We start from the raw sequence: 21,963 nt of genomic DNA, 5'->3' as shown, positions 1-21,963 counted from the left end.
ACGCGTAAAGAAACGCTTAAAACTCGCTGCGGTCGTACCAGCTGCGCATGCGCCAGGGGTCGTTGCGGTTGTTGCGCACCAGCACCAGGCGGGCCGTGCCAGAGCCGGAAAACCGCTCGTCGTCGCGCTGCTCGATGGTGAGCAAAAAGGAGCGCTCCACGTTCACCAGCGTGTCGGAGGCCAGCGTGTCGGAGCTGGGCAAGTACTGCGTCCACTGCAAATTGGTGGAGCGGGCGGCCCGGAACAGGCGGTAGGTGGTGTTGGCGTCCACGTCGCGGGTCCAGCTGCGGTCCACGTTGGCCACGAAATCGTGGTAGGTAAACTTGAACGCGGGCGACAGCAGCTGGCCGTAGAGCGTGGAATCGCGCAGCTGGTAGGCGGCCCGAAACCGGTCGAAGAAGCCGCGCACCGTGGCCGGGTTGCCCAGCAGCGCGTTCTGGTCGGCCGGCACCTCGTCCAGGGCCGGCGCAAACGGGTTGCAGGCCGGCACGGTCAGCATCAGCCCGATGCCCGCAAGCAGAATAACCGGAAACGACGGGCGCGGGGACTTCATGAGGCGAAATATACGGCTTGCTGAATAAAGAGTAAGCGAAAGCCAGTACGTCATGTCGAGCTTGTCGAGACATCTCGCGTGGGGCAGTAATTGCATACTCTCTCACGCGAGATGTCTCGGCAAGCTCGACATGACCGCCTTACTTCCCTCACTCTTCTTTCCTCATTCCTCATTCAGCCGGAGGCGTTTCAGTGCGAGCTGAAGTATTTCTTCAAATCCGTCCAGCACAGGCCGGGGGAGGTGCGCTGGTCGCGCCAGGCCACGATGCGCCACTCGTTGTTGCGCCGGCGCAGGATGAGGCGGATGTTGCCTTGCAGCAGGCCGGCGTGGAACGCCGTGTCCTGCTGGGTGATGCGCAGCTGGTACAGGGCCGAAACCTCCACCGAGTCGGCGGTGTAGAGCTGGTCGCGCCGGTCGGTGAGGGTGAGGGTATTTTTCACGCCGGAGGCCGTGCGGCGGCGCAGGCTGCTGAAGTAGGTGGTTTCGTCGGGCACGCTCCAGTTGGCAAACAGGGCCGGCGAGGAGCCCGCACTGCTGGGGTCGGGCACGAAGCGGTAGCCGGGCCCGCTGAAGGTGCGCTCGTAGTTGGCCACGTTCACGTTTTGCACGGCCGTGGTGAAATTGGACAGCAGCAGGTCAATCTGGGTGGGCTGAATCCACTCGCTGGCCGTGCCCGCGGGCTCGGGCTCGCGCAGCTGAAAGCAGGCGGGCAGCGCCAGCAGGCCCAGCAGCGGGAGCAGCCCGGCTGCGCGCCGGCGCCGGGAATAACGAAAAAACGAAAGGCGGAGCGGCAGGGCCATTTCCAGAGCAGGGGACGGAACGGATGGGAAAGATACGCCCGGTTTTGGTGCGCAGCCGCAGCGCCCGGCGTACTTTCGTCGCCCGTCATCCGCTTCCCTACTGCATGTCCCGAAAGCTTCTGGCGTTGCTCACGGCCCTGGTGCTGCTGCTGGCGCTGGCCACCTACGTGTACTACCGGCGCACGCTGGCCGCCGTGCCCGTCGACCCCTACGCCCTGGTGCCCGACGACGCCGTGCTCGTCCTCAGCACCCGCGACCACCCCACGCTGGTGCGCCACCTGCAGGAAACCGGCCTGTGGGACAACCTCACGGCCGTGCGCTACTTCCAGCACGCGGCCGGCCACCTGGCCCTGGCCGACAGCCTGAACGGCGGCAGCGCCCGGCGCCGCTCGGGCCTGCTGGCGCTGCTGGGCCGCAAGCTGGTCATCACCTCGCTGCACGTCACGGGCCCCGGCGAGTTCGACGTGCTCTACCAGATTCCGCTGGCCCGCGTGAGCGAGTACCGGCAGGTGCGCAGCCTGCTCGAAACCCTGGGCCGCGACGCCCGCTACCGCCTCAGCACCCGCGCGTACGAAGACCAGGAAATGACCGTGCTCACCGAGCAAAGCAGCGAGCTGAGCATCACCGTGCTCAACTACCGCAACCACCTGCTCATCAGCGCCAACGCGGGCCTGGTGGAAGCCGTGGTACGCCGCCTGGCCCACCCGAAGGCGCCCACCGTGCTGGACTCGTTTGGCTCGACGGACCTGCTGAAGCTGCGCGGCGTGGACGCCACCGTGCTGGTGAACTACCGGCGCCTGCCGCAGTTTCTCGACGTGCTGTTTCGGCGCGAGGCGCACGGGCAGTTCGACCTGCTGGCCGGCCTGGTGTCGCAGGGGTTTCTGGGCATGAAGCTGGTGGGCAGCCGGGCGCAGTTGCAAGGCTTTTCCAACCCCGAAACGGCCCTGGGAACCCTGCAGCAGCGCCTGCGGGGGCAGCCGGCCCAGCCCCTCCTGGGCATGGCCGACATTCTGAGCACGCGCACGGCCCTGGTGCTGCACCTGGGCGCCCAGCCGGCCCGCACCTGGCCCCGCCCGGCCGCCGCGCCGCCCGATTCAGCGGGCATCAATTCGGCGCTCGACAGCCTGCGGGCCACGTTTGGGGGCGAAATGGCGGTGGCCTACCTGGCCGCTACGGCGCCGGGCAGCCGGCCAGGGCGGCTGGCGCTGGTGCGCTGCCCGGCGCCGGCCCGCACGGCCGCGTGGCTGGCCCGCCTGCGCCGGCTCAACGGCAATTCGCCCGCTTTCACCCGCGTGGGGCCCTACCAGGTGCACCCGGTGGGCTTTGCGGAGGCGGCCGTGCTGGGGCCGCTGCTCGACCCCGCCCAGCCTTATGCCGTGGAAGCCACCGCTGGGGCCGGCGTGCTGATGGGCAACTACCTGGTGCTGTCTGATGAGCTGACCCTGAACGCCTACCTGGCGGATGTGGTGGCCGGCCGCACCTGGGCCCAAAGCCCGGCGCAGGTGTCGTTTTTGCAGGAAACGCTGCCCCGGGCCCGCCTGAGCATCTTCGTGGACACGCGCAACAGCTGGAACGCCTTGCTGGGCGTGCTCACCGAAGAGCGCCGGGCGGGCCTGCTGCGCAACGAGGCCCTGTTCAAGCGCTTCCCCCAGATGGCTTTTCAGCTGATGCCGGCCGACAACGAGGCGGCCCCGGAAGCGCAGTATTTCACCCAGCTGGTGCTGCACCAGCCCAACCTGGGGCCCGCCACGGCGCAGCCCGGCGGCGCGGCGGCCAACGGGCGGGTGCTGGCCTTCAAGCGGGCGCTGGTGGGCGAGCCCGTGGCCCTGGCGGCGCTGGGCACGCGCATTCCGTCGGTGCTCGTGCAGGATTCGGCCCAGGTGCTGCACTTTGTGAGTGCCGACAACGCCGTGGTGTGGTCCGACACGCTGGCCGGGCCGGCGGTGGGGGCGGCCGTGCTGCCGGCCGGCGGTGGGGCGCCGGGCGGGCTGCTCGTGGGTGCCGGGCACCGCCTGCACCTGCTGGCCCCCGACGGCCCCGACGCGCTGCCCTTCCCCCTGAACCTGCCCGACACGGTGCGCGTGGCCGACCTCACCTCTGCCCCGGCCGGCGCGGGCGAGGCCGCCCGCCTGCTGGCCCACACGGCCGGCAACGAACTGCGCCTGCTCGACGCCCGGGGCCGGGCGTACCGGGGCTGGCAGCCCAAGCGGCTCGACTTTCCGCTGGCCGGGCGGGCGGCGCTGCTGAGCGTGGGCGGGCGCACGGTGGTGGTGGCGCCGCTGCAAAACGGTTACGTGTACGCCTACGACGAGCAGGGCAGCCTCTTCCCGGGCTTCCCGCTGAGCCTGGGGGCCCGGCTGGCGGGCAACGTGCTGGTGCAGCCCGGCAGCACGCTGGCCCGCACCCGCCTCACCATGGTGAACCAGCACGGCGAGCTGGTGACCTTCAACCTGAGCGGCGACATCCAGAGCCGGCGCCGCGTGGCCACCTGGAGCCGCACCGCCCGCTTCCGCCTCGTGCCCGACCCCAGCGGCCGCACCTACGTGCTGACCCGCGAAGACGGCAACCAAATCGACGTGTACCTGCCCACCCAGGCGAGTCCGCTGCTCACCCAGCGGTTCGTTACCTCGGGCGAGCGGCGGGTGCAGTTCTTTGATTTCGGCAACGGCCGCCGCCTCGTGGCCATCACCGAGCCCGGCCCCGGCCAGGTGTTCCTCTACGACGCGCGCGGCGCGCTGCTGGGCGGCGAGCCCCTGCCCAGCACCGGCACCGGCGTGGCCCTAAGCTACGACGCCACCACCGCCACCTACCAACTGGTGCGCATCGTGGGCCGCGAGCTGCGCCGCACCGAGCTGAAGGTGGCGCTGCCGTAGCTGTAAGGAATAGAACTGACGAAAGAACGGTCATGCTGAGCTTGTCGAAGCATCTCGCGTGCAGCAGTAATCCAATCGAATAAGTTACTTACAGCACGCGAGATGCTTCGACAAGCTCAGCATGACCGTTCTATTAATCCACTAACCCACCAACCCACCAATCCACTCCTGACCATGCCCACATCCACCCGCACCGGCCTCGTGGTCGGCAAGTTCTGGCCGCCGCACCGGGGCCACCAGCTACTGCTGGAAACGGCCGCCGCCCAGGTAGCGGAACTGCTGGTGCTGGTGTACGCCAACCCCGACTCTGCCGCGCACCCGGCCGCGGTGCGGGCCGACTGGCTGCGAGCCCTCTACCGGGGCGATGACGTGGCGGACGGGCCCTGCATTGGCCGCACGCCGCTGCGCATTTTTGCCCTCTCAGCCGCGGGCGACGGGGTGCCGCCGGATGCCGCCGATGACACCACGCAGCGGGAGTTTGTGCGGCAGTGGCTGGCCCGGCAGGGCCTGACGGTCAATGTAGTGTTCAGCAGCGAGGCCTACGGGCCCGGCTTTGCGCAGCACCTGGGCGTGCCGCACGTGGCGGTGGACGAAGCGCGGGCGCAGGTGCCAGTGTCGGGCACGCGGGTGCGGGCCAACCCGGCCGCCGCGGCGCGGTTTCTGCACCCGCTGGTGGCGGCGCAGTTGGGCGTGGTGGCCCCCGGCCCGGTGCCGCGGGTGGTGTTTCTGGGGGCCGAAAGCAGCGGGAAGTCGACGCTGTGTGCGGCGCTGGCGGAAGCCTGCGGCACGGTGTGGGTGCCGGAATACGGGCGCACGCTGCACGAGCAAAAGAACGGCAACCTCGACTACGACGACTTGCTCTACATTGCCCGGCGCCATGCCGAGCTGGAGGACGAAGCCGCGGCCCAGGCCACCGGCGTGCTGTTTTGCGACACCAACGCGGCCACCACGGCGCTGTATTCCTACTATTATTTCCACCGCTGCGACCCGGCCCTGCAAGCCCTGGCGGCGGTGTGCGGGCAGCGCTACGCCCACACCTTCGTGTGCGCCCCCACGGTGCCGTTTGAGCAGGACGGCTGGCGCGGGCCGGAGGCGCTGCGCAGCTTCCAGCACGGCGCCATCCTGATGCAGCTGGACTTCTACCGCATCCCCTACACGCTGGTAGAGGGCACGGTGGCGGAGCGGGTGGCGCAGGTGCTAAGTCATTTAACAATTAGCAGTTAATGGCCGTTCTGACGAACCGCTGGCGCGGCCAGAACGGCTGTTAATTGCTAGTTGTCAAATGAAAAGCTACCGATTCGTCAACCACCCCTTGCGGTAGAAATAATAAATCTGGCCCACCACCACGAACAGCATCAGGCCAATGACCACGGGGTAGCCCCAGGGGCTGTAGAGCTCGGGCATGTTGTGGGGCAGCAGGCGGCCGTGGTCGTCGTGGCGCTGGAAGTTCATGCCGTAGAGGCCCACCACGAAGCTCAGGGGGATGAAAATGGTGCTTATCATGGTCAGCACTTTCATCACCTCGTTCATGCGGTTGCCCTGGTCCGACATGTAGAGGTCGGTGAGGGAGGAAATGTTGTCGCGGTAGCTTTCGGCCAGGTCCAGGGCCTGAATGGCGTGGTCGTAGGCGTCGCGGTAGAAGATTTTCAGGCTTTCGGGCATGATTTCCTCCGGCAGGCGCAGGATTTCGGCAATCTTGTCGCGCTCCGGGTACACCAGCCGGCGGAAGCGCACCACGTCCTTCTTGATGCGCAGGATGCGGTTGAGCAGGCGTTTGGGGCGGCTGTCGGCAAAAATGGCTTCTTCCAGGCGCTCGATGTAGTCGCCGATGGCGGCCATGGTGGGGTAGTAGTGGTCGAGCACCACGTCGGTGAGGGCGTAGGCCAGGTAGAGGCTGGGCTGGCGGCGCAGGGTGCTGAAGTTGCTGCGGATGCGCTGGCGCAGGGCGTCGAGGCAGTCGTCGTAGTCGTCCTGAAACGAGAGGACGTAGTTGGGGCCGGTGAAGAGCGAGAGCTGGTCGTCGTCGACTTCCAGGTTGGCGGTGAAGTCCGTCATGCGCGACACCATGAAGAGGCGGTGCTCGTCGAACACCTCCATTTTGGCCCGCTGGTAGTCGTTGAGCACGTCTTCCATTTGCAGGGGGTGCAGGCCAAAGTCCTGCATCATGCGCTCCAGCAGGGGCAGGTCGTTGTAGCCGCGCACGTCCACCCAGTGCTTGAGGCCGGGGTGGGCGCGCAGGAAGTCCATGAGCTCGTCGTAGCGGCCGGTGTATTCCTGTTCGTGGCAGGTTTTGTCGTCGTACGACGTCAGGAAGAGGCGCGGCGGCAAGGCGCCCTCGTGCACGGTGAGGGTGCCGGGGCGCTGGCCCACCTGCTGCTCGCGGGCCTGCCGGGTGGCCTCGCGGTCCGTCACGATGCCGTCGGCGGGCGAGGAGGGCACCGCGGCGGCCGCCGGGGGCTTGGGGAAGGGGCTGGAAGGAGTCATGCGGCAAAGAAAAACGAATCAACGGAGCAGCTTGGGCCCTACGCAGGCCGCGGGCCCGAAGATGCCGCCCGCGGCGCAAAAAGGCCGCCCCGCCGGAGCCCGGCCCCCGGCAAAACCGCCAAGACGCATTCCGTGCCGTACTTTGCCGGCGCAGACTCGAAACACACGGTTGAAACAAACGGATTCATTGGTTGGGGAAAATACGGCCGCCGGCCGCGCGGCGGGGCTGGCCGTGTGGGTGGCCGCCGGCGGCCCCGCCGGCCCGGCGCCGCCCCGGCTGCCGCTGGCGTTTGAGAGCTTCCTCTACCTGCGGCCCGGGCACCAGGCCCTGCAAGCCAGCCCGGCGCCCGTGCTCAGCTTCTACCTCGAAGACCCCGCCGCGGCCCGCACCGTGGCCCAGCTCCACGTGAGCCTCGACGCTGAGACCGACACGGCGCGCAGCCCGGCGCAGGCCCCGTTTGGAGCCGTGCAGCTGGCGCCCGGGCTGAGCACCGCCGCCCTGCACTTGCTGCTGGATGCGGCCGAAGCCGACTTGGCCCGGCGCGGCCGGCGCCGCCTGGCCCTGCGCGGCTACCCCTTTGCCTACGACCCCACCGGCGCCGCCACCCTGGCCGAAACCCTGCGCCAGCGCGGCTACCGCGTGGCCCTGGCCGAGCAGAACTACGCCCTCGACCCCGCCCGCGACTACGAAGCCCACCTGCACCCCTCCGAGCGCCGCCGCCTGCACAAGTGCCGCCGCCACGGCCTGCACCTGGAGCAGGAGCCGCCCTACCTGCTGCCGACGGCCTACGAGTTCATCCGGGCGTGCCGGCAGGAGCGGGGACAGGCGCTGTCCTTGCCCCTGGAGCGGGTGCAGGCGATGTTTCGGCACTTTCCGCGCGAGCATTTCCTGTTCTCGGTGCGCCAGCCCGATGGGGAATGGGCGGCCCTCACGGTGGCCATTCAGGTGAGCGGGCAGGTGCTCTACAACTTTTACCCGGCCAGCCCGCTGCGCTGCAACGCCCTCAGCCCGGTGGTGCTGTTGAACGAAGGCCTGCACGCGTTTGCCCGCGCCAGCGGCCTGGGCCTGGTCGACCTGGGCACTTCCACCCTCGCCACCGGGCCCAACGCCTCGCTGCTGCGCTTCAAGCGCCACCTGGGCGGCGTGGCCGGCCTGCGCCTGAGCTGGGAAAAGGCGCTGTAAGCGGGGAGGAGGGGAGAAAAACGCCGGATTGTCTTCCACGGTAGGAGTTTGGCGTTCTTTGTGGCCCCATGCCCGCCCCCCCACCCGCTCCCGTGTCTGCTTCCCCCATTCGCAGCTTCCTGCGGGGCTCGCTGGGCACGGGCGTGGCCGTGGCGGCGCGGGCCGCCGGCGCGCTGGTGGTCAACAAGCTGTTTGCCACCTACGCGCCGGCCGGCGGCCTCACGCTGCTGGCCCAGTTCCAGAACCTGATGGCCCTCTTCACCGCCCTGCCCAACGACGGGGTGAACGTGGGGCTGGTGAAATACCTGGCGCCGCTGCGGCCCGGCAGCCCGCGCCACCGCGCCTGGCTGGGCGCCGCCCTGGCCCTGAACGCGCTGGCCCTGCTGGCCGGGGCCGCGGTGCTGGCCGGCACCGGCCTGCCGGGCGGGGGCCGGGCCGGTGTGCCCGTGTTTGTGGTGGGCATGGCCTTGCTCACGGGCCAGGGCCTGCTGGGGGCCGTGCTGCTGGCCGCCGGCCGCCTGCGGGCCTACATCGGGCTGGCGGTGGCGCTGGCGGCGCTGGGCACGGCCGCCGTGGCGGCCACGCTGCTGCGGGGCGCCGCCCTGCCGCTGGTGCTGCTGAGCTACCTGCTGGCCCAGGGCCTCACGGTGCTGCCGGCGCTGTGGCTGGCCCGGCGGGCGGGCGCGCTGGGCCACTGGCGGTGGGCCGCCCCCAGCCGGCCGGCGCTGCGCGGGCTGGGCCAGTTCCTGCTGATGGCCGTGAGCTCCCTGGTGTTTGGCCGGGCCGTGGACTACGCGCTGCGCAACCACTTGCTGGCCACCTACGGCCCCGCCCGCACCGACCTGTGGCAGGCCGTGGCCAAGCTCTCGGACAACTACACCATGGTATTTGGGGCGGTGATGAGCAGCGTGTTTTACCCGCGCCTGTCGGCGCTGGCGGCGCAGCCGCGGGAGGCCCGCCGCTACCTGCTGAGCGTGCTGGCCCTGCTGGCGCCGGTGCTGGCCGCCGGCCTGGGCCTGGTTTTCGCCTGCCGCAGCTGGCTGCTGCCGCTGCTGTTTGCCCCGCGCCTGCTGGCGGCGCAGGCGCTGCTGGCCCCGCAGCTGCTGGGCGACTGGGCCAAGTTTCTGAGCTGGCTGTTCCTCTTTCAGCTCATGGCCCGGGCCCGCACGGGGCCCTACATCGCGGTGCAGGCGGCTTCGGCGGCGGTGTTTGCCGGGCTGCTGGCCCTGCTGCTGCCCCGCCTGGGCCTGGCCGGGGCAGTGTGGGCCCACGCTGCCCGCTACGGGCTGGTGCTGGCCGCCTGCGCGGCCGTGCAGCTGAAGGGGAAATTGGGAACAAGGGATAGGGAAGAAGGGGCTGATTTTGGCAGGGCGGCGTAGCACGCTGTCCTATTAAAACCAGAACTTTCTTCTGACTAAAAAGCCCCGGTACACTGTAGTGCCGGGGCTTTCTCGCAATTAGTACGGGACGGGGGCCGCACCGCACGCGCCATGACCACGGCCCTTACTGCACCACCAGTCGCTTGACCAGCGTGCCCTCAGCCGCGCGCAGGCGCAGGGCGTACACGCCGGGGGCCAGGCCGCCGAGGGGCAGGGGCGCGCCCTGGGCCAGCTGAGCCGGGGCCCAATGGTCGCGCCGCACCACCTGGCCCAGGGCGTTGCACAGCTCGGCGGCCACGGGCGGCTGGGCGTGCAGGCCCGGCAGCTGCACCGTAACGGCCGCCCCGCCGGCGGGGGCCGGGTTGGGAAACACGCCGAGGCCGGCCTGCAGGGCGCGCTGGGCGGCGGTGGCCAGGGCGAAGGGAAAGGCCACGGCCGAGGCGGTGCAGCCCAGGTTGTTGGTGATGGTGAGGCGCACGGCCGTGCCGGCCCCCTGGCCGGGGGCGTAGCGGTGGGGCGGGGGCGCGGGGCCGTCGAAGGAGGTGCCGTCGCCGAAGTCCCAGCGCCAGCGCACCACCTGGGCGTAGCGCGGGCCGGGCGTGGGCAGGCCCACGAAGCGCAGGCTGTCGCCGCCGGCGGTGGGGGCGAAGCCCAGCGCGAGTTGCGGCGGGGTCTGGCACAGGTCGGGCACGTAGGGCCGCTCGGTGAGCTGCAGCCGCAGGTGGGACAACAACTGGTTAGCCGGTACCGTGTTTGGTGGCGGATAGACTTGACCCGTGATGGTTACCTCACCGGCCGCGCTCAAATCGAGGCTGCCGGTGTAAGGCTCGTTGGCGCTAATGGGAATGATGCGCTCCCATACGGCCGTGGCCCCACCGACGCCATCGGGACGGTACACGGCTTGGTAAGTATCCTGCGTTTGGGTGAGGGAACCAGGCAGCAGACGGTAGCCGCTAACCAGAACGTCGCCGTTTTGCAACGGCCGTCCGTGTTGCAGCGCATAATTTGGGGTGGTGGGGCCGAAAGAAGCAGGAATGCGCTGTTGCCAACGCACCTGCCCCAGGCTGTCAAGTTCCATGAGCCAACCCTGCGAGCGGTTGTTGCCTGGGCTGGCGCCGCCGGTGAGGAGCAGACCATTGTGGGGAGCTGCGCGCACGTCCTGCCAGAATTCGGTTTGGGAGGGAGTACCGAAATAACGGCCGCCAAGCGTGTCGCCGTTGGCGGTGAGGCGCAGCAGCCAGCCGTCGGCCCGCACAGTGCCAGAGCCAGGTACCTGACGCTCTTCGTAGCCGGCTAGGGCATAGGTGCCGTCGGGCAGCGTAGCCACGCGGTTGACAGTGGAGTATGTTCGGCCAATGATGCGCTGCTGCCCCACGTTGCCAAGCGAATCGAAGCGCGACGTTACCGCGACGGACGCGAAAACAGAACTCGTAACCTGCCGCAGGATGGCACCCACCGCAATAGCGCCATCGTCGGGCAAACCCAGTAAATACCCGCCCACAGACTGTCCGTTGAAGGTATAATACTGCGTCCACTTAATCGCGCCCAATGAATCGACGCGGGACATAAAGGCTGCTTCTGGAATGGTCGCGCCGTTTACAGTACCCCGCCGCCGTAGGCCATTAACTAAAAACTCTCCGTTTCGGGTACGCACAGCGGCCCCGTAAGCAAAGGTTGGCGGAAATATTCGTTGGAAAACAACCTCCCGGCTGCGTAGATTCCGAACGGTACGAACGGTATCTCCTTGGTTATTGTAAAACCACAGGCACGCCGCATGGTCAATGGTGTCGTTTCTTCCCCCTAGCGAAGAGCCCACCCCCAACAGCTTTTTGGGTGAGAGACGGATGAGTTCTTCACCAGCACGATAAGGATAAACGTAAGTGCGTTGCCAGACGCGGGTCGGCTGAGCCATTGAAGAACTCAGCCCCCCCCATAGAAAGGCCAAAAGATAAAGAATTTTACGTAGCAACTTCATAGCACGGAAAGTTTAACGGACTTCACTGGAATCTTATTTGTGAGCATTGTGGCGATATACAACCCAGCCTGCCAGCCGCGTATCTGCACCTCATGGGAGCTACTGTTTGGAAGAAGCGTGCTTTGATATACCAACTTCCCATCGATGCTTCGCCGAATTTGTAATTCCGCCATGCTGATACTTGGCGCTAGGATATAGTTCAATGTCGTGTGGTCAGAGGCGGGATTGGGGCTGCTTGACTTTAGGTCGCTTTGTTCGCGGACTCCACGCTCCAAGCCTGGATTACCGAACCCACATACTGCCCCAATATTTGGGTCATAAGTACCATTCGCAAGTAGGGTGACATTACCTGGAATGCACAGCGCTGATAGGTCGCTATGCCCTAATAAGATGCCGGGTTGCGTAGGATTGGGTCTTAAGATATAGTTTCCATAAGTCGTATAAGTTACAGGCGGGGAGGAAGCGCCAAGGTTGTAGAGTGCAAAAAAGCCACTAATACCGGTGTTATAATCCAAGAACTTATTGGTGAGGACCGGGGCGGGACCCGGGTTTCCTGAGGGCAGCGGGTCGAATGTAATCTGCGACGTCGGGCCCAGGTACACCCCGTAGGCCGTGCCGGGCCTGTTGCCGTCTCCCCTGTCAAAGGTGTTGCAATTCATCTTCAACGAAACCGTGACGTATGGACTGTTCGGCCCCGTTGACTTGAGGCCGACTCCCCGGCCTTGGGCCGTGACGCCCCGGCTGCAAGCCGTGAACACGTTGTAGTCCAGCACCATTGGGTAAGTAACCTCCGTCAGCTCCAGCCCGGTGTAAAGCAGGGTGCAACGACTTTCATAAAATACCCCGACGTGCCCACCCTTCACACCAATCTGCTTGTTGCTGCGCTCGAAGAAAGTGAAGTCCGAGTACGAATCAACAGCCTGGGTGAACGTGGACCGGTAAATACCGGTGGTGGCATTTTTGCTGTATATGCCTCGCGTTTCCGCTACCTGGTCGGCCACATCGGCGGCAATGGCATTGGCAAACTGCGGCGTGGTGGGCAGGCTCAGTATAGTTGGGAAGGAAAACGAATTGTCTTCCGAATAAATAACCCGGTCTCCGGTAGCACCGCCGCCACCCTGATTAGAGGTGTTCACGTTGATGCCCGCCAGATAGCAGTCCGCGAATTGACTATCCTGGACCAACAACGCGGCTATCTGACCATCATCGGGGGAGTGAAAGCCGAAAAGCGTGCGGGTGTGCGAATTATGTCCCCAGGTACCCCCGAAGCCGGTAAACAGCACGTTGTATTGGGAATAATGCGGATAGTTGACGTTGCCGGACGGGAACAGCTTGGGAGCCTTGAACCGACTCGGATTAGAATCAAAAGCCGAGTAAGTAACATAGGTATAGTTGACGCCCTGTCGGATGTTTTCGCCGTACTGGCTGCGGTACAGGGCAATGCTGCGCTCGTTGTGCAGGAAGTCGGTATTGGTAAGCCGGCAGTAGGGCACGTTCACCGCCCCCGATGGCGTGGTAACCGTTGGCGAAGGCTGCTCAAATTCGATGCCGCCCAGGCTATGGCTCACTTGGTTGCGCAGCGACGTCAGGCCGGGCGCCGATGCCTGAACGGTGGTGGTTGGGTCGGCGGTGGCGCCATCCGTGAAGGTGCTGCTGATGCCGGCCGCCGAGTTGCGCACCCACAGCTTGCCCCACATGTCGTCGCAATCGGCGGTGATGCTCACGCCGGACAGATTCAGGCTGGCGCCGTCCTGCAGGTAGAGGTCTTTGCCGCCAGGCACCATCAGCACGCTGCCCATGGGCGGCTGGAAGGCCAGGCCACTGAAAATAATCGGGTTGGCGCTGAGGTCGGTGAAGCGGAAGCGGGTGCCCGCCGGGAAGGGATTGCCAGTGGTTTGGTCGATGAAAGGGTTGGTGGCGCTGCTGTTGAACAGCGTGCCCGAGACTTCTTTGATGTAGCTGCGGTTGCGGTTTTTGGGGCAGCAGTTTTGCAGCACGTTCACGATGAAAGTGGCCGTGGTGGGCGCCCCGGTGCTGGGGTTGGTGCTCGTCACGGTGTAGGTGGTGGTCACCAGCGGCCCGACCACCACCGTGGCGCCTGTATTGGCCGAAAGCCGCGGATTGAGGTTTCCGGTGGTGCTCCAACTGTAGGTGCCGTTGCCGCCGAGGGCTGTCACGGTGAGGTGGTCGCCGGCGCACACGGCGTTGACGCCGTCGTACACCACCCGCACGAGGTTGGGGTCCTGGGGAGGGTCGACAACGACCGATGGCACGGGGGCGGGGGCGGTGTTCGGTTCGGCGGGGGCGCGCAGGCTAGCCGGCATGGCTAGGGTTGCGGGGGGGGGGGACTTGCCCGAAGCCGGTGCGGGCACCGAGGGCGAGGGCCAGCAGGGCCAGTCGGCCCAGGGCAGCGTAGGGGTGTTTCATGCGTTGGGATAGATTGGGAAAAGGTTCGAGGGCTAATGTAGCGAGAATCAGGCAATGAGCGGCCGGAGGGGCGGCCCGGCGCGGCCGGGCGCCGGGCGGCCGGGGGCCAGCATCCTGCTGTTTGGGCTTTTCTTTGCGGGGAAGCGGTTGGGCCAGCCGCCAACGCCCGCCCGCCGGCCTGCGCCGGAGCCCACTGCCGCAACGGTTCCGATAAAAACGAATTACTGCGCCGCGCCGCCTATTCTCATTTGCATTTCATGGCCGCTTCCGCGCCTACTGCTTCTTCTGCTTCGGCCCACCCGGCGGCGCCCGTGGTCACGGTGGTGGCGCTGTGCCACAACCACGCCCCGTTCCTGCGCGAGGCCCTGGATTCCATTCTGGCCCAAACCTACCCGCAGCTGGAAGTGTGGCTCGTGGACGACGCCAGCACCGACGGCAGCCCCGCCATCCTGCGCGAGTACGCCGCTCGCTGCCCCGGCTGGCACCTGCTGCTGCTGCCCGAAAACGTGGGCAACTGCCGGGCCTTCAACCAGGCTTTCCGCCAGAGCCGGGGCGAGTTCGTGATTGACTTTGCCACCGACGACGTGCTGCTGCCCGAACGGGTGGCGCTACAAGTTGCCGCGTTCCGGTCTGCCGATGCCACCGTGGGCATGGTGTATTCCAACGCCGAGCTGATTGACGAGGCGGGCCACTTGCTGGGCCGGCACCACCAGCCCGACGGCGCCGGCGGGCTGCGGCCCCGCCCCGCCAGCGGCTGGGTACTGGCCGACGTGCTGGCCCGCTACTTCATCAGCACGCCCACCATGCTCATGCGGCGCGCCTGCCTGGCCGCGCTGGGCGGCTACGACGAAACCCTGGCCTACGAGGACTTCGACTTCTGGGTGCGGGCCAGCCGCGACTGGCAGTTTCTGTACCTGGACGCCGTGACGACCCGCAAGCGCAAGCACCCGCGCAGCATGAGCGCCCGGGCCTACCAGCCCCACGACCCCTACCTGACTTCCACCATCCGGGTGTGCGAGAAGGCCTTGGCGTTGGTGCGCACGCCCGCCGAGCGCCGCGCCCTGGCCACGCGGGTGCGCTGGGAGCTGCGCCAGGCCGCCCGGCGCCGGCGCCACGCCGAAGTGCGGGAACTGTACAGCCTGTTGCGCCAGGTGACGCGCCCGGCGCTGCCGGAGCGGGCTTTGGCCATCTGGAGCGGACTGTTTGCGTAGAAGGGCTGTTACTTTTGTTGTTCCAACTTTCACTGCCACTGCGAGGGCCTGCGCCTGACTCGTCATGACCCAGCCCGACCCCGCCCCCCAGGATTCTCCGCTTCGGCGGCTGCACGTGGCCGGCCAGCCGGTGGCCTACCAGGTGGAAGGCGCCCCGGCGGTGGGCCTCCCCGACGCCGTGCTGCTGGCGTCGGACGAGGACCTGAGCGCCCGGGCGCCGTGGGCCGCGGCGGGCTTTGCCGTGGTGCCGGGCCTGCCCGCCGGCGCCCAGGCGCAGCTGCAGGCCGGCCTGGCCGAGCTGCTGCGCGAGGCCTTGCGCGGCGCGGGCTGCGCGGTGGCGCCGGATTTCGACATCAGCCAGTACCACCACGCCATCGGCGACGATGCCGGCCGCCACCTGGCCGTCATCGCCCAAACCAAGGTGTACGACCTGGCGCGGCTGCCCGTGCCGCCCGCCGTGCTCGAAGCCCTGGTGAGTGCCGCCTGCGGCCAGCCGGTGCGGGCGTTCAACCCCAACGTGAACGAGGCGGTGTTTCACCTGCGCATCGTGCGGCCGCACCGCGCCGACCAGAACCCGCTGCACCGCGACGCCTGGCTGCCGCGCTACCGCCACGCGCTCAACATTTATTTGCCCGTGGCGGGCAGCACCGCGCAGTCGGCGCTGGCGCTGGTGCCGGGCAGCCACCACTGGCCCGAAAGCGCCGTGGAGCGCACGGCCGGCGGCGCCATCTTCCACGGCGTGCCCTACACGGTGCCCGGCGTGCTGCGCCCGGCCCGCCCGCTCCACCTGATTCGGCCCAACCCCGGGCCCGACGAAGTGCTGGTGTTTTCGCCTTACCTGCTGCACGGCGCCGCCGCCAACCTCAACCCCGACGCCACCCGCGTGTCGCTGGAAATGCGCTTTTGGCGGGCCTGATGCTGGCCCAGCGCGTTTCTTAGCGGCTTCATTTCGATTTGCCGCCGTGCCGAGTCATTCCCGTTTCGCCGTTTTTCTGCGCGTGGTGCTGCTGCCCCTGGGGCTGGTGGCGACCACGGTGGCGGGCCTGGGCAGCTACTGCGAAGCCAACGACGACCTGTCGCTGGCCTGGCTTTTTTCCGGGGTAATCGCGGCGCGGCCGGTGGCTTCGGTGCCGCTGTATTTTCACGGCTACGGGCACGCGCTGGCGGCGGCCTACGCGGCCGCGCCCGCGGTGCCGTGGTTTGGGCTGCTGCTGGGGGCGCTGCTGAGCGCGGCCACCGTGCTGGTCTTTGCCGTTCTCGACAAGCTGCTGCGGGCGCGGGGCCGCCCGGGCCTGGCGGTGCTGGTCCTGGTGGGGTTTTTTGGGCTGGCCTGGCTGGAGCACTGGCAGTGGTTCAGCTACGTGCGGGTGGCGCTGCTGCTGGCCGGCGCGGGCGTGCTGTTTGCGGCCCAGCGGCCGGGGCGGCGCGGGGCGCTGGCGGTGGGGCTGGCGGCGCTGCTGGCGGCGTGGCTCATGCGGCCCAGCCTGGCGGTGCTGGGCCTGGCAGCGGCGCTGCCGGCCGCCGGGTGGCTGGCGGGCAGCTGGCGCCGCGCCGCGCCGGTGCTGGGGAGCGGGGCCGTCCTGCTGGCCCTGGCCACCGCGCTGGCCGCCGGCGGGCAAACGCCCGAGCAGGCCCATGCCCAGGCCCGCGACCGGTATTTTGCCCGCATTCTCGATTTCGACCAGCTCCGCCCGCAGTCCCGCACCCCGGCCGATAGCCTGGGCACGGCCGCCGTGGGCCTGTGGCTGATGGGCGACTCCGCGCTGGTGAACGAGGCACTTTGCCAGCGCGCCTATGCCTTCAATGCCCGCGACTTTGTGACGCACGAGGTGCCGGCCAAGCTGCGCCTGCGGGCCGGGCTGCTGCTGCGCGACTATTTCCCGTTGCTGCTGGCCCTGGTTGCGACGGGGCTGGTGGCCACGCGCCGGGCGCGGTTTCAGTTCAGTTTTTGGCTGGTGCAGGCGGGGTTTGCCGGGGCGCTCGTGTTCCTGGCGGGCATCCTCAAACTGCCACCGCGGCTGGAGCTGCCGCTACTGGATTTCTGGCTGTTGGCCAACCTGGCGTTTGTATTCCGGCCTACCGAATCTGGGAAGGGGCGGGGGGTGGAAACCCGACCGGCCTTCTCGCCCGGGCTGCTGCGCGCTGGGGCCGTGGCGGCCGTGGCCACTGTGCTGCTGTACGGGGCCAAAACCTGGCACCGTCGCCAGGTTTTGAGCCAGGAGCAGGCCGGCCATCTGCAAACGCTGCGGGCCATTGAGCAAGCCGCCGGCGGCCGGCAACTCATACTGGCCGGGGCCAATGACTTGCTGAAAAGCCTTTCGCCCTTCGGCCAGACGGTGCTCGACGAGCACAAACCCGTGCTTCAGCTCTCAGGGTGGACTTCCCACGACCCCTCGCAAGCGGCCCTGCGCCAAGCCCTAAGCGGCACTTCCGACCAGACCGAGTGCCTGCGCCGCTTGGCGCTGGGTGCCGGGCCGCCGTCCCGGCCCTTGTGGGTGCTCAGTCCGGAAGCCGCCGGCTGGCTGCACAAGCGCTGGCAGCTGGCAAACGTGCGGGCGGAACTCCGCCCAAGGCGGGCCATTGGCTCCGATAGCACGCTGCAAGTGTACGAGGTACGGCCGGTCAAAGGGCCTTAGTGCCTGAAAACCGCCCATTCTACTGCTTCAAGCCGCCCCAATGCCATAATCTTATACCCGGCCCCCTACGGTTCGGGCGGACCTTTGTTGCGCAAGAAGCGTTTCTTCACCACCCCTTCACGTTTTTTCGCCCCACCCCATGCAAACTTCCATCTCGATAACCCGCGGCGAAGTCCTCCAGCAAATGGAGGGCTACTTGAAAGAAAACATGAGCACCTTCCTCAAGAGCGTGGAAGACAGCTGGCAGCCGGCCGACTACCTGCCCGACTCGCGCCGCGACACGTTTTTTGACGAGGTGAAGGAGCTGCGCGAACGGGCCGGCAGCCTGAGCTACGACCTGCTGGCCGTGCTCATCGGCGACACCATCACCGAGGAAGCCCTGCCCAACTACGAGGCCTGGTTCCACGAGCTCGACAACATCAACCGCGACCGCAACAACGGCTGGGCCGAGTGGATTCGGGGCTGGACGGCCGAAGAAAACCGCCACGGCGACCTGCTGAACCGCTATTTGTACCTCTCGGGCCGCGTGAACATGCGGGAGTTTGAGGTGAGCACCCAGTACCTCATCAACGACGCCTTCGACCTCGGCACGGCCAACGACCCCTACCGCGCCTTCGTGTACACGAGCTACCAGGAGCAGGCCACCAACATTTCGCACCGCCGCGTGGGCCAGCTGGCCCGCAAGGCCGGCGACGACCAGCTTTCCAAAATCTGCGGCATGATTGCCGGCGACGAAACCCGCCACGCCCGCGTGTACAAGGCCTTCGTGAGCAAGATTTTTGAGCTCGACCCGAGCGAGATGATGCTGGCCTTTGAGGACATGATGCGCAAGAAAATCGTGATGCCGGCCCACTACATGCGCGAAATGGGCGTGGAAATGGGCAAAACCTTCGGCCACTTCACCGACGCCGCCCAACGCCTGGGCGTGTACACCAGCAACGACTACACCGACATCCTGGATTCGCTCATTGTGGATTGGGACATTGCGAACGTCAAAGACCTCACCGGCGAAGCCGAAAAGGCCCGCGACTACATCATGGCCCTACCCAACCGCCTGCGCCGCGTGGCCGACCGCATGCCCGTGCCCAAGCTGGAATACAAGTTTAAGTGGATATCGTAGCGTTGCGGAAATCGCTACGTTTTCGCCCCACCTGGCTCAGCCGGGTGGGGCGTTTTGCTTGCGTGGTTTCGGCTGTACCGCAGCTGCTTACTGGCAATAGGTTCGTCTTCGATTCCATCGGACGGGCTTGTGTAGCGGGGGCGGGTTCACGCCGTTTTTGCCGCTGCCTAGCAGGGATGCCCCGTTGATTTTGAAGCAAAACGGCGGCTTTAATACAATCACAACGCTATTCTTAAATCCGAAAGCCCTCTGCCGACCGTAACTTGCCCCCATGAATGCGTGGCGGTTAATCGTTGCACTGTGGGGATTGTTGCTGCCGCTGATGAGCTGGGCCCAGCCGGTGCCCACCAGCGGCTGGCAGCCCGACGAGGCCCTCCGCAAGCTGATGCTGCGCACGCTGGCGCCCACGCCGGACGGCCTGCTTTGGGTGGGCACCGACGACGGCGTGTACCGCTACGATGGCAGCCGGCTCGTTTCCATCAATGCCCTGCGGCGGGGCGGCCCGGCCCTGCCCGCCGTGGCCTGCAACAACGTGCTGCCCTTGCCCAATGGCCAGCTGTGGTTCGGCACGGAGGCCGGGCTCTACCGCTTTGGGCCCGCTGGGGCGCTACAGGCCTTGCCGCTGCCCGTGCCGGGCAGCAGCAGCAGCCACATAGCTTCTCTAACGCTGACCCCGGACGGCCAGCACGTTTTAGTGGTCCAAAACCACGTGGCCCTGCAGCTGTACAATCTCGCCGGCCAGCGCGTGGGGCCGCTGTTTCGGAATGAGAAGATAGCCGAAGCCTCGGCGGCTCCCGACGGCAGCCTGTGGCTGACCGGCGACGGCAGCACGCAGCACCTGAGCGCGGCCGGCCAGGTGCTGGGCGAGTGGACAACCGGGCCGGGCAACAGTCTGCGCCCCGTGTTCGACCCCCGGGGGCGGCCCTGGCTGCTGAGCAGCGCGGCGGCTTTCCGGCCGGGCCCCGGCGGCCAGCTCACCGAGCAGTTCCGCTGGGCCGCTGCCGAGCGGGAAGGCAAAGTGGAGGTGCTGCGAGGCGCGGGGGGGCTCACGGTGCTGCTGCCCCAGCAGCTGCAGCAACTGGAGTGGACGGCCGGGCCCGACCCGCGCCTGCGCCCGCAATTTGAATTGCCGCTGCCGCCCTGGCCCACCGCCGTGTGGCGCGGCCAGCTGCGGGCCGACGCCGTGGGCCAGTGGTGGCTGTTCGATTCGGGCACCCGGGGTTGCTGGCGTCGCGCGGCGGCCCCGGCCTTTATTCATGCCCTGCCCGGGCCGGGCGGCAGCCCCTACAGCGTGCGCGCCAGCGTGCGCCTGCCCGACGGCCGCTTGCTGGTAAGCACCTACGAAGCCGGCATCCTCACCCAGGCCGCCGATTCGCCCCTGGCCCCGCTGCGGCGCTGGCGCAGTGCCGCCTTGCCCGCCGGCAACGCCCCCGTGCTGATGGGGCTGGTGCCGACTTCGCTGGGGCCAGACGGCAGCTGGCTGGCAGCCGGGGCTTATCCCTTGCTCCGCTTCAACCCCCGAACCGGAGCATTCGGCCGCCTGCCCATCGAGGGGCTGGCGCAGGGAGAGCCGGGCGTGCGCGCCCTTACACGCGACGTGGCCCCGGGCGGGCGGGTGTGGGCCGGCACGCAGCAGGGCCTTTTTTACTACGACGCCGCCACCCAGACTTACCGCCCTTACCTGGTGCCCGGCCAGCCGGCCACCGACCGGCCTCCCCTGGCCGGGCGCGTCATCGAAGACGTGTGCCCCGACGGGCAGGGCCGCCTCTGGCTGGCCACCCCCGAGGGCGTGGAGCGCCTGACCCTGGCCACCGGCCGCCGCGAGGTGTACGGCCCCGGGGCGCCCGCGCCGCGGCAGGTGGCCGTGGACGGGGCCCGCTGCCTGTACCTGGCGCCCGATGGCCGGCTCTGGGTGGGCACGCGCGACCACGGCCTGGCCGTGATAGACGGGGCCGGCCGCGCCCGCACCGCGCTGTCGCTGGGCCAGGGCTTGCCCAATGCGTCGGTGGCCACCATCACGCCCAGCGCTGGCGGCTACCTGTGGCTGGGCACGTACCAGGGACTGGTGCGCTACCTGCCGGCGCGCGAGCAGCTGGCCGTGTTTACCACGGCGCAGGGGCTGGCTTCGGACGAATGCAATGCCCGGGCCGCCTACGCCGACCCGCGCGACGGCTCCCTGCTGGTGGGGGGCGTGGCCGGGCTGCACCGCGTGTACCCCGACCAGGTGCCGGGCCCCAGTAGCCTGCTGCCGCGCCTGCTGCTCACCGGCTTCACGGCGCTCGGTGCTACGGCCGAGGCCAGCCGTACGCACCACCTGCTGTCCAGCGACGGCCCGCCCGCGCTGCACTTGGCGCCCAACACGCCGCTGGTGGACCTGCATTTGGCCCTCACCAACAGCCCCGACCCCGGCCGCGCGCGCTACGCCTACCGGGTGCGCGGCTGGCTGGCCGACCGCTGGCTGGGCCTGGGCACCACCCCGCAATTGCGCCTGCAAGGCCTGCCCCCCGGCCGCTACACCGTCGAGATTCGGGCTGAAAGCAGCCAGGGCGTGCCCGCCGCCAACACCCTGCGCCTGCCCCTGACCGTGACGGCCGAGTGGTGGAACCGGCCCCTCACCTGGGTGCTGGCCGCCCTGGCCACCAGCGCCGCCGTGTATGGCTGGCAGCGCGGCCGCCTGCGCCAGCTGCGCCGCGAAAATGAACTCCGGGCCCGCCTGGCGGCCGATTTGCACGACGAAGTGGGCTCGCTGCTCACCCGCGTGACCATGCAGGCCGAGCTGCTGCACGCCCTGGAGCAGGGCCCGCCGGCCCGCCTCGCCACGCTGGTGGAAGACAGCCGCGCGGCCGCCAGCACCGTGCGCGACATCATCTGGAGCGTGGACGCGGGGGTGGACACCCTGGCGGCGCTGGTCGACCGCATGCGCGACCACCTCGACGCCACGGCCCGGGCCACCGGGCGCGAGCTGCTGCTGGAAGAGGACTTGCCGGCCATTGAGGAGCAGCCGCTGCCGCCCACGGTGCGGCAGCACACCTACCTCATCTTCAAGGAAGCGGTGAACAATGCCCTGAAATATTCGGCGCCGGGCACGCCCATTCGCGTGGGCCTGGGTTACACGCCGCTGCTGGAGCTGAGCATCCGCAGCACGGGCGGGGAAACGGGCGCGGTGGGCCGGGCGGGGCAGGGCCTGCGCAACATGCGCCACCGGGCCACTCTGCTGCGGGCCGAGCTGAGCGTGGGACCCGTGCCCGGCGGCTGGCTGGTGCGGCTGCGGCAGCTGCCGTAGGGGCTGGGGTTGAGCCGGGAGTTTAAAACCCGTTGGTCA

The 21,963-nt window shown here is 68.1% G+C and carries 14 protein-coding genes; 9 read left to right on the top strand and 5 right to left on the bottom strand.

Annotated elements, in window-relative coordinates; translation table 11 throughout:
• Nucleotides 1-16: 16 nt before the first annotated feature.
• Both I2H31_RS05550 and I2H31_RS05545 read right to left on the bottom strand, forming a co-directional pair.
• Nucleotides 17-553 (bottom strand): hypothetical protein, encoded by a 537-nt coding sequence (locus I2H31_RS05550; protein ID WP_196292010.1) that lies wholly within the window; start codon nucleotides 551-553, stop codon nucleotides 17-19.
• 188 nt (nucleotides 554-741) lie between these two features.
• Nucleotides 742-1,353 carry a hypothetical protein gene (locus tag I2H31_RS05545; RefSeq protein WP_196292009.1) on the bottom strand — a complete coding sequence of 204 codons (612 nt, stop codon included), beginning with the start codon at nucleotides 1,351-1,353 and terminating at the stop codon, nucleotides 742-744.
• A 104-nt stretch (nucleotides 1,354-1,457) separates the two neighbouring features.
• Here I2H31_RS05545 and I2H31_RS05540 point away from each other — a divergent pair, with 104 nt between their 5' ends.
• Nucleotides 1,458-4,226, top strand: coding sequence for a hypothetical protein (locus I2H31_RS05540; RefSeq protein ID WP_196292008.1), 2,769 nt, complete (start codon nucleotides 1,458-1,460; stop codon nucleotides 4,224-4,226).
• A 174-nt stretch (nucleotides 4,227-4,400) separates the two neighbouring features.
• Nucleotides 4,401-5,450 carry an AAA family ATPase gene (locus I2H31_RS05535; RefSeq protein ID WP_196292007.1) on the top strand — a complete coding sequence of 350 codons (1,050 nt, stop codon included), beginning with the start codon at nucleotides 4,401-4,403 and terminating at the stop codon, nucleotides 5,448-5,450.
• Between the two features lie 66 nt (nucleotides 5,451-5,516).
• Here I2H31_RS05535 and corA read toward each other — a convergent pair whose 3' ends face one another.
• Complete coding sequence (corA, locus tag I2H31_RS05530; RefSeq protein ID WP_196292006.1) at nucleotides 5,517-6,710, bottom strand: magnesium/cobalt transporter CorA; 1,194 nt, start codon at nucleotides 6,708-6,710, stop codon at nucleotides 5,517-5,519.
• Between the two features lie 187 nt (nucleotides 6,711-6,897).
• Between corA and I2H31_RS05525 the strand changes: the two genes are divergently transcribed.
• Both I2H31_RS05525 and I2H31_RS05520 read left to right on the top strand, forming a co-directional pair.
• A complete protein-coding gene (locus I2H31_RS05525) occupies nucleotides 6,898-7,893 on the top strand; it encodes a hypothetical protein (protein WP_196292005.1) in 996 nt (331 codons plus the stop codon).
• Nucleotides 7,894-7,985: 92 nt separating this feature from the next.
• Nucleotides 7,986-9,272 carry an MATE family efflux transporter gene (locus I2H31_RS05520; protein WP_196292004.1) on the top strand — a complete coding sequence of 429 codons (1,287 nt, stop codon included), beginning with the start codon at nucleotides 7,986-7,988 and terminating at the stop codon, nucleotides 9,270-9,272.
• Between the two features lie 124 nt (nucleotides 9,273-9,396).
• Here I2H31_RS05520 and I2H31_RS05515 read toward each other — a convergent pair whose 3' ends face one another.
• Nucleotides 9,397-10,839, bottom strand: a complete 1,443-nt coding sequence (locus tag I2H31_RS05515; protein WP_196292003.1) for a T9SS type A sorting domain-containing protein — start codon at nucleotides 10,837-10,839, stop codon at nucleotides 9,397-9,399.
• A gap of 404 nt (nucleotides 10,840-11,243) precedes the next feature.
• Nucleotides 11,244-13,571 (bottom strand): T9SS type A sorting domain-containing protein, encoded by a 2,328-nt coding sequence (locus I2H31_RS05510; protein ID WP_196292002.1) that lies wholly within the window; start codon nucleotides 13,569-13,571, stop codon nucleotides 11,244-11,246.
• Nucleotides 13,572-13,931: 360 nt separating this feature from the next.
• On the opposite strand from I2H31_RS05510, the gene I2H31_RS05505 reads away from it, so the two are divergent.
• The 5 genes from I2H31_RS05505 to I2H31_RS05485 all read left to right on the top strand — a co-directional run bounded on the left by I2H31_RS05505 (nucleotide 13,932) and on the right by I2H31_RS05485 (nucleotide 21,924).
• Nucleotides 13,932-14,885 carry a glycosyltransferase family 2 protein gene (locus tag I2H31_RS05505; RefSeq protein ID WP_196292001.1) on the top strand — a complete coding sequence of 318 codons (954 nt, stop codon included), beginning with the start codon at nucleotides 13,932-13,934 and terminating at the stop codon, nucleotides 14,883-14,885.
• A 64-nt stretch (nucleotides 14,886-14,949) separates the two neighbouring features.
• Entirely contained in the window at nucleotides 14,950-15,801 is an 852-nt protein-coding gene (locus I2H31_RS05500; RefSeq protein WP_196292000.1) for a phytanoyl-CoA dioxygenase family protein, read from the top strand.
• Between the two features lie 46 nt (nucleotides 15,802-15,847).
• A complete protein-coding gene (locus tag I2H31_RS05495; protein WP_196291999.1) occupies nucleotides 15,848-17,521 on the top strand; it encodes a hypothetical protein in 1,674 nt (557 codons plus the stop codon).
• Nucleotides 17,522-17,660: 139 nt separating this feature from the next.
• Nucleotides 17,661-18,641 (top strand): acyl-ACP desaturase, encoded by a 981-nt coding sequence (locus I2H31_RS05490; RefSeq protein WP_196291998.1) that lies wholly within the window; start codon nucleotides 17,661-17,663, stop codon nucleotides 18,639-18,641.
• Nucleotides 18,642-18,912: 271 nt separating this feature from the next.
• Nucleotides 18,913-21,924, top strand: coding sequence for a sensor histidine kinase (locus I2H31_RS05485; protein ID WP_196291997.1), 3,012 nt, complete (start codon nucleotides 18,913-18,915; stop codon nucleotides 21,922-21,924).
• The last annotated feature ends 39 nt before the right edge of the window (nucleotides 21,925-21,963 follow it).

The organism is Hymenobacter ruricola (assembly GCF_015694525.1).
GTDB lineage: Bacteria > Bacteroidota > Bacteroidia > Cytophagales > Hymenobacteraceae > Hymenobacter > Hymenobacter ruricola.
Note: the sequence above shows the minus strand (reverse complement) of the source record. Positions and strands in the feature narration are given on the sequence as shown.

What these genes read in the sequence shown, in the direction of transcription:
- I2H31_RS05505 (WP_196292001.1), top strand. Translation starts at nt 13,932, where the DNA reads ATGGCCGCTTCCGCGCCTACTGCTTCTTCTGCTTCGGCCCACCCGGCG.
- I2H31_RS05550 (WP_196292010.1), bottom strand. Translation starts at nt 553, where the DNA reads ATGAAGTCCCCGCGCCCGTCGTTTCCGGTTATTCTGCTTGCGGGCATC.
- I2H31_RS05485 (WP_196291997.1), top strand. Translation starts at nt 18,913, where the DNA reads ATGAATGCGTGGCGGTTAATCGTTGCACTGTGGGGATTGTTGCTGCCG.
- I2H31_RS05545 (WP_196292009.1), bottom strand. Translation starts at nt 1,353, where the DNA reads ATGGCCCTGCCGCTCCGCCTTTCGTTTTTTCGTTATTCCCGGCGCCGG.
- I2H31_RS05540 (WP_196292008.1), top strand. Translation starts at nt 1,458, where the DNA reads ATGTCCCGAAAGCTTCTGGCGTTGCTCACGGCCCTGGTGCTGCTGCTG.
- I2H31_RS05515 (WP_196292003.1), bottom strand. Translation starts at nt 10,839, where the DNA reads ATGTCCCGCGTCGATTCATTGGGCGCGATTAAGTGGACGCAGTATTAT.
- I2H31_RS05535 (WP_196292007.1), top strand. Translation starts at nt 4,401, where the DNA reads ATGCCCACATCCACCCGCACCGGCCTCGTGGTCGGCAAGTTCTGGCCG.
- I2H31_RS05500 (WP_196292000.1), top strand. Translation starts at nt 14,950, where the DNA reads ATGACCCAGCCCGACCCCGCCCCCCAGGATTCTCCGCTTCGGCGGCTG.
- I2H31_RS05490 (WP_196291998.1), top strand. Translation starts at nt 17,661, where the DNA reads ATGCAAACTTCCATCTCGATAACCCGCGGCGAAGTCCTCCAGCAAATG.
- corA (WP_196292006.1), bottom strand. Translation starts at nt 6,710, where the DNA reads ATGACTCCTTCCAGCCCCTTCCCCAAGCCCCCGGCGGCCGCCGCGGTG.
- I2H31_RS05510 (WP_196292002.1), bottom strand. Translation starts at nt 13,571, where the DNA reads ATGCCGGCTAGCCTGCGCGCCCCCGCCGAACCGAACACCGCCCCCGCC.